The sequence below is a fragment of the Blautia sp. HCN-20427 genome (genome assembly GCF_037890365.1).
In the GTDB taxonomy this organism is placed as follows: domain Bacteria; phylum Bacillota; class Clostridia; order Lachnospirales; family Lachnospiraceae; genus Blautia.
The window spans coordinates 1-11,919 of the sequence record NZ_JBBKBX010000005.1; the positions used below are offsets into that span (position 1 = coordinate 1).

11 protein-coding genes, 4 tRNA genes and 1 pseudogene are annotated in these 11,919 nt (G+C 43.5%); 2 read left to right on the forward strand and 14 right to left on the reverse strand.

Annotated elements, in window-relative coordinates:
• Positions 1 to 548 (reverse strand): hypothetical protein (locus tag WKT17_RS04035; protein ID WP_340271863.1); only part of this gene is annotated, 548 nt, incomplete at its 3' end.
• Between the two features lie 131 nt (positions 549 to 679).
• Here WKT17_RS04035 and WKT17_RS04040 point away from each other — a divergent pair.
• The gene (locus tag WKT17_RS04040; RefSeq protein WP_173747170.1) at positions 680 to 1,135 is read left to right on the forward strand and encodes a CYTH domain-containing protein; all 456 of its coding nucleotides are present in this window, start codon (positions 680 to 682) and stop codon (positions 1,133 to 1,135) included.
• Between the two features lie 94 nt (positions 1,136 to 1,229).
• Here WKT17_RS04040 and WKT17_RS04045 read toward each other — a convergent pair whose 3' ends face one another.
• On the reverse strand, positions 1,230 to 2,249 hold the full coding sequence (locus WKT17_RS04045; RefSeq protein ID WP_173747169.1) for an ABC transporter substrate-binding protein: 1,020 nt from the start codon (positions 2,247 to 2,249) through the stop codon (positions 1,230 to 1,232).
• Positions 2,250 to 2,345: 96 nt separating this feature from the next.
• Positions 2,346 to 2,609 carry a toxin PIN gene (locus tag WKT17_RS04050; protein WP_180211069.1) on the reverse strand — a complete coding sequence of 88 codons (264 nt, stop codon included), beginning with the start codon at positions 2,607 to 2,609 and terminating at the stop codon, positions 2,346 to 2,348.
• 190 nt (positions 2,610 to 2,799) lie between these two features.
• On the opposite strand from WKT17_RS04050, the gene proC reads away from it, so the two are divergent.
• Positions 2,800 to 3,594: a pyrroline-5-carboxylate reductase gene (gene proC / locus WKT17_RS04055; protein ID WP_173747168.1), complete on the forward strand. Its 795-nt coding sequence runs from the start codon at positions 2,800 to 2,802 to the stop codon at positions 3,592 to 3,594.
• Between the two features lie 68 nt (positions 3,595 to 3,662).
• Here the strand turns inward: proC and WKT17_RS04060 are convergent, their stop codons facing one another.
• The 11 genes and pseudogenes from WKT17_RS04060 to WKT17_RS04110 form a co-directional block, all read right to left on the reverse strand.
• Complete coding sequence (locus WKT17_RS04060; protein WP_291683390.1) at positions 3,663 to 4,688, reverse strand: D-alanyl-D-alanine carboxypeptidase family protein; 1,026 nt, start codon at positions 4,686 to 4,688, stop codon at positions 3,663 to 3,665.
• Positions 4,689 to 4,766: 78 nt separating this feature from the next.
• Positions 4,767 to 4,840: transfer RNA gene (locus tag WKT17_RS04065), tRNA-Met, on the reverse strand.
• A gap of 32 nt (positions 4,841 to 4,872) precedes the next feature.
• Positions 4,873 to 4,945: transfer RNA gene (locus WKT17_RS04070), tRNA-Val, on the reverse strand.
• Between the two features lie 25 nt (positions 4,946 to 4,970).
• Positions 4,971 to 5,044 (reverse strand) — tRNA-Met (locus WKT17_RS04075).
• 32 nt (positions 5,045 to 5,076) lie between these two features.
• Positions 5,077 to 5,149: transfer RNA gene (locus WKT17_RS04080), tRNA-Val, on the reverse strand.
• Positions 5,150 to 5,367: 218 nt separating this feature from the next.
• Positions 5,368 to 8,022, reverse strand: a complete 2,655-nt coding sequence (locus WKT17_RS04085; protein WP_340271864.1) for an ABC transporter permease — start codon at positions 8,020 to 8,022, stop codon at positions 5,368 to 5,370.
• Positions 8,019 to 8,570, reverse strand: a pseudogene (locus tag WKT17_RS04090) (ABC transporter ATP-binding protein); the annotation flags it as partial. The gene WKT17_RS04085 and the pseudogene WKT17_RS04090, both read right to left, overlap by 4 nt.
• 99 nt (positions 8,571 to 8,669) lie before the next feature.
• Positions 8,670 to 9,944 carry an RES domain-containing protein gene (locus WKT17_RS04095; RefSeq protein ID WP_055172460.1) on the reverse strand — a complete coding sequence of 425 codons (1,275 nt, stop codon included), beginning with the start codon at positions 9,942 to 9,944 and terminating at the stop codon, positions 8,670 to 8,672.
• Between the two features lie 96 nt (positions 9,945 to 10,040).
• The gene (locus WKT17_RS16310; protein WP_445291964.1) at positions 10,041 to 10,565 is read right to left on the reverse strand and encodes a DUF4314 domain-containing protein; all 525 of its coding nucleotides are present in this window, start codon (positions 10,563 to 10,565) and stop codon (positions 10,041 to 10,043) included.
• Positions 10,566 to 10,590: 25 nt separating this feature from the next.
• On the reverse strand, positions 10,591 to 11,337 hold the full coding sequence (locus WKT17_RS04105; RefSeq protein ID WP_118752714.1) for a hypothetical protein: 747 nt from the start codon (positions 11,335 to 11,337) through the stop codon (positions 10,591 to 10,593).
• Positions 11,331 to 11,801 carry a hypothetical protein gene (locus WKT17_RS04110; RefSeq protein WP_117467675.1) on the reverse strand — a complete coding sequence of 157 codons (471 nt, stop codon included), beginning with the start codon at positions 11,799 to 11,801 and terminating at the stop codon, positions 11,331 to 11,333. Before WKT17_RS04110 ends, WKT17_RS04105 begins: the two co-directional genes overlap by 7 nt.
• Between the last annotated feature and the right edge of the window lie 118 nt (positions 11,802 to 11,919).

Consider the following 11,919-nt stretch of genomic DNA (forward strand, 5'->3'; position numbering starts at 1 on the left):
CCTTTTCTGTCCTTTTCCCTTCTTGTTTTTAATTTTTTCCCAAGTATCAGCCGGGGCAGTCCCCCGTAAAGCTCTGCTTCTGCCAGGATTTCATAACCTGCTCCCTGCATATTCTTCAGGCTAAAGCGGTTATCCGGGTGCACGGTACAAAGACAATACCACTGACTTAAGTCCCCGCGCTTTTTCAATGCTTCTTCTGCCGCCTCAAGCATCTTCCTCTGCAGTCCGTTTCCACAGAAAACTTTCTTTACAGCCGCCGTATCCATGTATACCAGATGTTCCCGCTCTTGTTCAGAAAGGGCTGTATACTCTGCCATGTATTCTTCCTTTTCCTCAGGAAAGAGCACGGCAAAAAAGCCTGCCGCTTCCCGACTTTCCCGCTCTCTGGCCAGAATGACAAAACTGTTTCCCAGAAGCGCGTCTAACAGACAGGCTCTGTCTCCCGCTGCAAACCATTCCTTTTTCTGTACGTTTCGGGCAGCGTCTTCCATAATTTCCACCAGTTCCTCTATCTGCTCTGCCCCTGCCATTTCCATGACAAATTCCATTTTTCCGCCTTCCTCCTTGCTTTTTTCATCTGAAAATTATATGATACTTTTAGCTTTTCATCAAGAGAAGCCTGACTGTTTTTTCATTCAGGATTTACCGCACCGCAGCTATGCGGAGAAAAGGAGTTTTTATGGAAATCGAACGCAAATATCTGATTCATCAACTTCCCAAAGAACTGGAAACCTTTCCCTCCAGAAAAATCCAGCAAGCCTATCTCTGTGTCAATCCGGTTGTCCGTATTCGCAGACAGAACGACGATTATTATCTGACCTACAAAGGAAAAGGCATGATGGTACGGGAGGAATACAATCTCCCCCTGACCAAGGAAGCCTACCAGCATTTAAAAGAAAAGGCGGATGGCCTTGTGCTCTCCAAAACCAGGTATCTGCTTCCCCTTCCCAATGACCTGACCATTGAACTGGACGTTTTTGACGCTCCCTATGAAGGGCTTTGGCTGGCAGAGGTAGAATTTCCCACAGAAGACGAGGCAAATGCCTTTGTTCCCCCTGCCTGGTTCGGGGAAGATGTGACTTTCTCCTCTGCCTATCACAACAGCACCTTATCTTCAGGCAAAAAAAGGGGCTGACTTCAGCGGCTATCTGCTCCAGGCCGTATCCACGGAATGCGATCCGAATACAGCCTGGGCAGATAACTCACCAAACCACGTTTCACCAACGGCTTTACTTTGCCGCTTTCTCGGCGTATTCTGTCAGTACCAGTTCTTCATACGGCGCCGGCTGCTCCAGTTCCCCTGCGCTTTCCAGAATATCTTCCAGAAGTTCAAAACTCTCCTGTTCAAAAATAAGATTTTCTTTCCAGGTATCCTGTTCCTGATAACGCTTCACAATAGCCGTAATGGTTTCCAAATCGTTTTCTTCAAACTGAGGTTCAATCATAGCAGCAATTTCTTCCGGGGTATGAGAATTCACATAATCCATCCCCTTTTGCAGCGCCCGGACAAATCCCTGAATCAGCTCTGGATTCTCTTCAATATAACTCTCTTTTGCGCTGTAAGCCGTATAGGGCACATAACCGGATTCCACACCGCAGGACGCTACCACATAACCGGCTCCTTCCTGTTCCAACATGGTGGCCGAAGGTTCAAACTCCACGCTGAATTCCCCCTGTCCACCGGAAAAAGCCGCTGCCGTAGAGCCAAAGTCTATACTCCGGTCAATGTTCATATCTTTTTCGGGGTCCATACCTTTTTCTTTCAAAATATATTCAAAAACCATTTCCGGCATACCGCTTTTGCGTCCTCCCAGAATATCTTTTCCCTTTAAGTCCGTCCATTGAAAATCCGGCATTTCTTCTCTTGCCACAAGAAAATTTCCGGCTCTCTGGGTAAGCTGGGCAAAATTCATCACCTTGTCATTCGCCCCCTGCTGATACGCATAAATCGTTGCTTCAGAACCCATAAAACCAATATCAGCCTCTCCTGACAACAGTGCAGACATGACTTTATCAGCGCCGAAACCGGTTACCAGTTCCAGTTTAATGCCCTCTTCCACAAAATATCCCTCTTCGATGGCCACATACTGAGGCGCATAGAACACAGAATGAGCCACCTCATTTAATGTCACCTTTGTCAATTCTTCCTTTGTATCCTCTTTCCCGTTCTCCTTGTTTGTTCCGCAGCCTGTAAGTCCCATGCTCAGGCACAAAAGGGCTGCAAAAAGCATGCTTACTTTCTTTTTCATAATCTCTCCCCCAAAATTCAAAAATCCCGCAAAACCTGCCGTAGATTCTGCGGGTATACTATACTCTATGATACGGGGAAAGATTGGATACAAAGACTACAGTTTCGGCACCTTTTTTTCCTTTTCTTTCAAATATCTTTTTACGCCCTCCACATCCGTATAGGCAAAGTGACGCAGTTCATTTTCCGCAAGCTGTCCCAGTTCTTCCAGATCAGAACTTCCGGTAAAGGGACAGATTGGTTTCAAATCTTCTTCTGTCAATCCTAATTCCTCCATCTGTTCTTTGGTAATATACTGGCTCACCTCAATTTTGTTGCAGGCTTTGCAGTGGTACACCGTAAAAATCTCTCTGCTTATCATGTTTTCTTACTCCTTTTTTCTCACTTTTGGTTCTTTGTCTTATTTTAGTATATTTCCTTCTTTTTGTACAGACCGGAACCTTCAGAAAACAGGCTCTATTTTTTTCCGGGAAATCTCTTCTCCGGCAAAAAAAACTGTGCTAAAATAGAACAAATCCTGTATATTTTATCTCAGAAAGGAAGGGTTCTTTATGACATTAGGTTTTATCGGATGCGGTAATATGGCCTCCGCCATTATTTCCGGCATTCTGGAAAAAGAAATTGTAAAAAAAGAGGAAATTTTCGCCTCCACAAAATCCGAAGTTTCCGCCCAAAAAATCACGGACGCTCTGGGTATCTCCTGCTCCACGGATAATCTCGCAGTGGCAAAAAAAGCCGATTATCTCTTTCTCTGTATCAAACCCCAGTTCTGTGGGGATGTAGCGGAAGAAATCCGGGACTGCCTGCCTGACGGACAGGTTCTGATTTCCATTATCGCCGGAAAAAATCTGGACTGGCTGCAGGAAAAATTCGGAACAGACAAAAAAATCATCCGCACCATGCCCAACACCCCTGCTCTGGTGGGAGAAGGCATTACCGGCGTCTGCCCAAACCAGTTTGTATCCCCGGATGAAATCCGTCAGGTGCTGACCCTGCTGCGCTCTTTCGGACGTGCTGACGTAGTGACAGAACCGATTCTGGATGTTGTGGGGGCTGTCAGCGGAAGTTCTCCCGCTTTTGTCTTTCTGTTTATTGAAGCCCTTGCAGACGGGGCTGTAGCGGAAGGAATGCCCAGAAAACAGGCTTATGAATTTGCCTCTCAGGCTGTTCTTGGAAGTGCAAAAATGGTGTTGGAAACAGGAATCCATCCCGGCGCTTTGAAAGATATGGTATGCTCACCTGCCGGAACCACCATTGAAGGCGTAAACGTGCTGGAAAAGGAAGGCATGCGCAGTGCAGTCATGGACGCTGTACGGGCTTGTATTGCAAAGACAAAAAAGCTGTAAGACTGCAAAAAGGGGCTGCGCACTATAATTCGTGCGTCAGCCCTAAAATCAGATTGTGAACCAAGTCGCTATTCGCCAACAATTGCTGCCCCAATCTGGCTGTATATATTCTCTGCGTCCAGAATATGAAAGGGCTCTGTATCATGATTTCCCTCTGCACCGGCAGTCACCAGAATGTATTCCTGCCCTTCCACTTCAGCCAGACTGGCCAGGCACAGTCCTGCTGCAGAAGTAAATCCCGTTTTTCCACCTAAAATTTCGCCGTCTGTCACTTCCAGGCTGTCTTTTTTCTCATACATGGTACTTTCAAAGGTAATCCCTTCCGGGTACTCCTGGGTTGGAGCTGTGGTATAGGAACGAGTGGTAAAGACCTGATAAAAAGTCTCGTTCTTTAAAGCGTATTCCAGTAAAACCAGAATGTCCTGTACCGTAGAATAGTGATTCTCATCATGGAGACCTGAGGCATTGACAAAGTTCGTATTTGTCATTCCCAGCTCTTTTGCCTTCGCATTCATTTTTTGTACAAATCCCGCCTCATCCCCGGCTATTTCACAGGCCAGAGACATACAGCAGTCTGCGCCGGAGGGCAGCATTAACCCATACAGAAGGTCTCTTACCGAAACCGACTCTCCCGGCTTGAAGCCAGCCATAGAAGCCCCTCTTTCGTACAGGGCCAGTACCTCATCTACGGGAATCACAATACTTTTATCCAAATCCTCGAATTCTTCAATGGCTACCAACGCTGTCATAATTTTCGTCATAGAAGCCGGATAAATCCTCTCCTCCGGGCTTTTAGACGCCAGCACCTTCTGATTCTTCAAGTCTTTTACAATAGCCGCCTTACTGTAAATATTCATATCAATTTTTACATTCAGACGCTCTTCCAGTTTTCTCTTTTCCTCTGCTTTTCGTTCTTCCTCTTCCTGCTTTTTCTGCGCTTCTTCCCTTTCTATCCGCAGCTTTTCCTCCTGCCTCTGGTCATATTCCCGCTTTAGGGAAATGCCTCCGAATATGGCTGCAAAACCTGCCAGTGAGCAGGTACACACTATGGCCAATTTTCTTCTTAACTGCTTCTTTCGCTGTTCCTTCCTCATAATTCTCCGCCTCTTTTTTGTGCGAAAACACCCTTTCCACACAACCGTCTTGTGCAAAAAGGGCATTCTCCTAGTAAATAGCGAGAGGGGGATTCGAACCCTCGACACTACGGGTATGAACCGTATGCTCTAGCCAACTGAGCTATCTCGCCATGTTCTGTTCTTCTGTTTTTTGGCAAAAGAATGGGACCTATAGGGCTCGAACCTATGACCCTCTGCTTGTAAGGCAGATGCTCTCCCAGCTGAGCTAAGATCCCATTTGATTTTATGTCTTTCGACAAGTAGCGAGAGGGGGATTCGAACCCTCGACACTACGGGTATGAACCGTATGCTCTAGCCAACTGAGCTATCTCGCCATGTTTTGTTCTTTTGTCTTTTGGCAAAAGAATGGGACCTATAGGGCTCGAACCTATGACCCTCTGCTTGTAAGGCAGATGCTCTCCCAGCTGAGCTAAGATCCCGTTCCGTGTCAGCTGTATCGCTGACTGCTTTGCTATTATATACTGAAATTCCATGAATTGTCAATACCTTTTTTCAATTTTTTTCAAAAACTTCAATTTTTTTAAATTTATCCCCTTTTCAAGGGGCATTCCTTCGCCGGCAATCCGCAAGACTGCTGCATTTTCAGCCAATGTGTCTGTCTTTCGGATTGCCTTGTGAAGGCACAGCCCCGTATTTTTTATTCCTCCTCCCGCATTCTTTCCACCACGCTCTTCTTCTGGCTCTGACGGTAAGCGACCAGCAAAATTCCTCCTGCCACCAATGCAAACACCGGCAGCATTATCAGAAACGGAATGGCTGTATAGCGATAGGCAAAGCACATGATTACATTGTTTAGGGCACTGACAGCGAAATAGGCGATGATGCTTCCTGCTGTCACACTGATAACGCCCGAAATCAACAGATGATACCCACTCTCCCACAAGAGCATTTTCCGTACCTGTTCCTTTGTCATGCCAATGCTCTGCATGACGGCCAGCTCCTGCCGTCTGGACAAAATACCCGTCAGCATCGAATTGGCAAAATTCAGAATTCCGATTATGGCAATTGCGGCACAAAGCCCGTATCCCACCGCCGACACTCCGTCAATCATGCCGGAAAAGTCTGCTTTCACACTTTCTTTGGACAGATACCCCATGGACGTGTTCTCCTCTTCTGTATAGTATTTCAGATATCTGTCAAAAGCTTCTGCATTCTCTGACTCCACGGTATAAGATTTTGCAAACATGACGGCTTTGGGGCACTTCTTCATTTCTTCCAGCGGAAGAATGGTGGTAATGGCATTGATGGAATACGCATGGAGGTTCATACTGCCTGGAAGGGCTTCCACGATGGCCATAACCTCATACTCTTTTTGTTCCAGGTTGGTAAGACCAGACCCCAGTGCCTCTCCGTTTTCATCATATTCTATTTTCTGTTCTGTCCGAGAGGTGGGTGTCTGCAGCACAAGTTTATCTCCCGGCTCATAAAAGCTGTCGCCCTTTTCCGCATTGTCTGTGCAGACACTCTCCTGTAAAATCACATACTTTCCGCTTTTGAATTTTCCCAAATCAATGGTGCCTTTTATTGCTTTCAAATGTTTCAGCATGGATTCTGAATATCCATAGCGGTTCTCATTCAGAGCCATTTCTCCCCTGCCCATTTTTTCTTTATCTTCCTCTCTCGCTCTGTAATAAGAGCCTGTATCTATCTTTCCCTCTTTATCCAGCTTCCGGAATTCCTCCTGCCCTTTTTCGGACAAAAGATGTTCGGAATTCAAATACCAGAGTTCCGAAGCGCCTGTAATTCCCTGCTGACTGTCTGCCCCCTGCACATAAGCTTCATCAATCTGAAAGTCCATGACTCTGAGAGAAGCGCTGGTCCAGTTGGTATTTCCAATCATGTAATCTCCTGCTATCCGCTCCTCCAAATACTGTTCTATCCGAAAGCTGCCCAAAACCGTCATAACCAATTCCAGCAAAATCACGCTCAGAGAAATCGAGGTAATCACTAACACGGTTTTCTTTTTGTTTCTTCCCAGATTGGAAAAGGCCATTCTGGCAATTTGGGCACCCTTTTGGGACTTCTTGATTCGTTTTCGTTTCAGGCCGCCTTCCGTATAGCGCACTGCCTCTATAGGAGATACATTTCCTGCAATTTTTACTGGTTTGCGGCAGCTGACAAACACGGTCAGCAAAGAGAACACACCGCCGAACACCAGTATCCAAATGTTGAAATAAAAGCTGCCGCTGCCTGTGAATGTACTGATTTTTGCCAGCATGGGAAGCAAAAGTTGTCCCAGAAAATACCCCAGCATCACTCCTAAGGGAATCCCCACACCGCACAGCTTCCACACCTGCCGGTAGACCAGTTTCTGCAGCTGCTTTTTCGTAGTTCCAATGGTTTTCAACAGTCCGTAAAACCGGATGTCCCGGAGAATGGAAAGCTGAAAAATATTATAGATAATCAGGTATCCTGTCACCAGAATCAAAGAGAAAACTGCCGCAAACAGAACCATACTTTCCATATCCAGCTTCTCTGTTCTGGAAGTCATATAGGCCCAGTTGACCCCATAGCGAATGGTATCTGTACCGGACATTTTCGTCTCATTTTCCGGTGTATAGCCTGCCTCTTTGATAGCCCGGATAACCTTATCCTCAATATTTCCGGCATTGTGAAAATACAGATTGCCATTTACCAGTCCCTGCATATCTCCGGTTTTTTCATAATGTTTTAAAAAGTCTTTTTCTGTATAATTTCCCTTTACCTTTTCCCAGTATGCCTTTGAAATATAAAGTTCACTGGCATGGGAAATCTCGCTTCCTTCATACCAGCCGGAAAGAGTAAATTCCTGCTTCATGTTCTTATCCATAAAGGTATATTCAAGCGTTACCTTTTCGCCGACTCTGGCCGGGATTTTCAGTTCCTTCAGGGTAATGGTATCCATGAGAATCTCGTCTTCCTCCTCCGGATAAGTGCCTTCTTTTATCTTTACAAAAGCCCCCTCCAGCTCTTCTTTGCTTCCTGCCAGACGGATTTCCCCCTGCCTCTTTTTCAGGTTATCTGCTATTCCAAGAAAAATGTTCCAGGACGACGAATCCACCTCAGAAGACTGGGAAATCTTCTCATACTGTTCCATGGTCACGGCTTTTAAACCTGCGTGAAATCTTCCTCCTACCTCCTGCATGGTCTGCTCCTGCAGCATCTGCATCATGCCGAATCCCATGGAAAAAACGGCGGTAAACAAAAGGGTAGTCAGACAGATAGCCGCAACGGCGAAAAGGTTCCGCATACGGCTCTGCTTCATAGTTCTGATGGAAAGCTTCTGTATGATTTTTTTGTTGTTATTCCTCATAAATCCTCACCCCCGGATTTGACGATTTTGCCGTCCTCAATGCGGATAATCCGGTCACAAAGCTGGGCCAGGGTTTCAGAATGAGTAATCATGACGATGGTCTGGGAGAACCTGGAATTGGTCAGTTTTAAAAGACCCAGAACCTCTTGCGAGGTCTTCGAGTCCAGGTTTCCGGTCGGTTCATCGGCCAGCAAAATACTGGGTTTTGAAGCCAGCGCCCTGGCAATGGCCACCCTCTGCTGCTGCCCGCCGGAAAGCTGATTCGGCAGGCTGTAGCGCTTCTCTTCCATACCTAAGGTGCGGATAATTTCATCCACATACGCTTTATCCGGCTCCTCCCCATCCAGTTCTATGGGAAGTACGATATTCTCATACACATTGAGCACCGGCACCAGATTGTAGTTCTGGAATACAAAGCCGATGTTGCGCCTTCTGAAAATTGTAAGCTGGGTTTCATTCAGAGAAAAAATGTCCTTTCCGGCCACAAATACTTTCCCTTCTGTAGGATAATCCAGACCGCCCAGCATGTGAAGAAGGGTGCTTTTTCCCTATCCTGTCAAGTAATATCCAAAAAAAATATTGAATTTACACAAAAAGAAAGACTGCCTATTTCAGCAATCTTTCATAATAGTTTGAGTTAATCAGAATTACTCGTCTTTTAAAACAATTTTCTTCTCCACTCGATATTTAACCCCATCTTGAAAAACATAATTGTATTCCAGCTTCTGAATATCAAACCAGTCCGTAAAATATGTCAATTTAGGATAAGTATCCCATAAATATTCATCTATATAATCATATCCATCAGAACTGTACTCCATGTTTGGCCCACAAAAAAATACATAACTTTTTCCTCTCCCTACACTGCTATTAAAACATATTCCGTCATATCCTAGGCTTCTTATATATTCTGCTATAACCTGAGTTGCTACATATTCATAGGAATGATCTTCTTTTTTATCATCCACTGGAGAGGTTATCTCTTTAATAAATGCATCAAGAAAATTATTTATCCAACGTAAATCATGATCATATTCTTCGCTGAATATACTTTTGGTAGTAACAAAAGCAACTTGAGAAAAATCAATAATTGTCAATTCTTCTTTTAATACATATTCAGCAACCATTACTGTTGCATCTTTATATCGACATTCTTTATATGCCGTTTCTCTATCTGATGCAACATATAGATATGAAATACCTGCTGGACTCATTCTATTTGTTGTTGCATATTTAGGGGGTGCAGGAGCCATTTCTTTGTAAACCCCTGCATAATCCAGATCATGTAATTTCTCATCGTTCAATTTCCTTGCTCGATAATAAATCGTTCCTGCTTTTATAACAGTATCATATTCTAAAATATATGGTACTAATTCTTTTAAATAATCTCTTCTCTGGCAATCCTTATCTATATCAAAGAATCTATTATAGTATTTTGTAATATACTTGAAAAATTCCCATGTATAATACATTTTTGTTGCCTCAAGGCCATATAAATCATCTTTAAGTACCAAATTACAATTATCTATATCTTCAAATACATCTGATTCCCCTTGCTTTTTTTCTTCAAAACTTAACCCTGAATCTGAAAATATATCTTCCAATATAGTCGTATCTATAACAGCCTCGTTTAAAACATTTTCTTCTTCTACTAAAATATCTCTGATTGAATAAGGAGCTACACTCCTTCCTGTCCGATTGCAATATTGTTTCTCTTCTGAGTCCCAATACGCCCCTGTACCATTTTCTATATCTTCATACGCTTTTTTTAAACACTCTCGGATATAGGCTCCTATTTCTCCTGTAGAAATAATGTTTACTCCATTGGAATTACAATAATCACATTTTCCTACATTCCTCTCCGATAAGATATATTCTTTTAAATACTTATTAGAAAAACATTTTTCACAGCAATACCTCATATCGTTCCCCCGATATTCTTATAAATTTTATTTATATCTTATCAAATATTACTAATCATCACAATCTTATTTATTTCTACTATCCTTGTTCTCAATCTACCGCTGTTTCTGTTGCATTTGAAAGACAAATTTTCCTTTAATATCCTGTCCCTGCATTTCCATCTTTTTTATAAAGATGTGCTGCTGGCTGTCAGTTTCATATTGAATTGCCACACCAAGACCCTTCTTCATAAATGCGGCAACTCCCATATCTACAAAAACCTCCTGCCCTTCTTTCTTCTGAAAACTGATTTTAGGAAAAAACCCTGATAATTTTTCCATAACATACCGTTCCATTTTTTCCAAGCTCTCAAATGGCATAGCCTGTATCCTTTGTAATATCTCCTGCAAACGTTCCTCTCTCATAACACATTTGCAATGATCTACACCAAACACCATAGCAAGGCTGTATCCACAATCCCAGGATACATGTATCTGTCCGCCATCATCTACAAACTGTACAGTTCCTAAATCACCGGGGCTCAGTTTTACATACGGATCAGCTTCCATATCTTCCAACTCTACCCGACACCCCGGTGGGTACATATTTCTTAACACAATTCTTTCCGCATTACTTATCACTGTTTTCTTCCTTTCTCCAATCCGGCTACCGTCCCAAAGACTTCTCTGGAACATTTCCCTCCAACAAATACTCTCTTTCTTTATTCCATTCCAGCACCTTTTCCATAGCAGCTTCCAATTGGTCTTCTGTCGGTTCTCTTGTATAGGTTCTATATTCCTGAAAATATTCTTCCAAGGTGTTCTGCTGTATCTCCAGTTCCTCTTTATCATAACAATCCGGCTCTTCCAGATCCTTCAACTCCTGCAAGATTTCCCAGCATTCCAAAACACTGTCTATCTCCCGCATTTCAAGCAGATAAGATAAAAATGTTTCCTCTGGCATAATACTGAAATAGCACCGGTCAAACCATTGCTCAATATACATGCGTTCATCAGAACCATTGGTATGTGTACCACAAATCAAATCTGCAACAAAGTTTTCAAACAGTTCACCGATTGACAGCCCAACTTTTCCAGACTTCCTACAGAGTTCTTCTACTTCGTCTTGATATAACCTGATAGAAATGGTCCGCTGCAGGCTTTTTTCATAGGGCTCTATATCCTCCCCTGCCTCACAAAAATGCAGATGGGTATCCATATAAATGTCTTCCATATCGCAAAATCTCCGGCTCATTGCTACATAGTCTTTATTTTTCAAATCCCACTCCAGCCGGTAATGATGTTCTCTTGCGTGTTCTTCTAAGTCTTTTCTTATGATGTTTCTGGTCGCTTCCGGCAGTTCTGCAATAAAAATGCTTGTATCCGGAACCGCCAATACTCTTTCTTTTACCACATTTGTCCTCCCTGTTTGTAAGCATTCCTTGCCACTGGCTGATTCCCCAGTACATCCATATAGAGGATAATTCCCTGCGGGTCCAGATGTACGGTAATAAATTTCTGTATTTCCTGTAACAGATCATGATCAGAAAACCCAGCCTGACAGCCTATAAAATTCCTGATTTTTTCTACAATATCCTGTTTCCGGAACTCTTGCAATACCAGAATCGGAATCGTGTGCTGACCTCCCATAGCATCATAGGGCAACGCTTTCCGCAATTCTTCCAAGAGATACCTGTAATAATCAACTACCACCTGGTCTGTTTTCCACGCTTTTTCCTTACAATCCCGGAGTAAAAAATCATACTCTTTTTTTGCCTGTTCCATTTCTTTCAGAATTTCTACTGCTTCCACAGAACAATATCCTTTCTCTTCTATCAGTTCCATCAATTCTTCCATAGAATATGTTTCAAGATACATGGCTCTTCCCCCATCTTCTTTGCCAAATTTTCTCCTAATACAAAGAAGAGGAAGACACCGTAGCGTTTTCCTCCTCTTTTATGAAATCTTCTTCTCTACTGGAATCCAAGACAATAAG

Coding starts and splice junctions, on each gene's coding strand:
- WKT17_RS04040 (WP_173747170.1), top strand. CDS start 680: ATGGAAATCGAACGCAAATATCTGATTCATCAACTTCCCAAAGAACTG.
- WKT17_RS04045 (WP_173747169.1), bottom strand. CDS start 2,249: ATGAAAAAGAAAGTAAGCATGCTTTTTGCAGCCCTTTTGTGCCTGAGC.
- WKT17_RS04050 (WP_180211069.1), bottom strand. CDS start 2,609: ATGATAAGCAGAGAGATTTTTACGGTGTACCACTGCAAAGCCTGCAAC.
- proC (WP_173747168.1), top strand. CDS start 2,800: ATGACATTAGGTTTTATCGGATGCGGTAATATGGCCTCCGCCATTATT.
- WKT17_RS04060 (WP_291683390.1), bottom strand. CDS start 4,688: ATGAGGAAGGAACAGCGAAAGAAGCAGTTAAGAAGAAAATTGGCCATA.
- WKT17_RS04085 (WP_340271864.1), bottom strand. CDS start 8,022: ATGAGGAATAACAACAAAAAAATCATACAGAAGCTTTCCATCAGAACT.
- WKT17_RS04095 (WP_055172460.1), bottom strand. CDS start 9,944: ATGAGGTATTGCTGTGAAAAATGTTTTTCTAATAAGTATTTAAAAGAA.
- WKT17_RS04110 (WP_117467675.1), bottom strand. CDS start 11,801: ATGTATCTTGAAACATATTCTATGGAAGAATTGATGGAACTGATAGAA.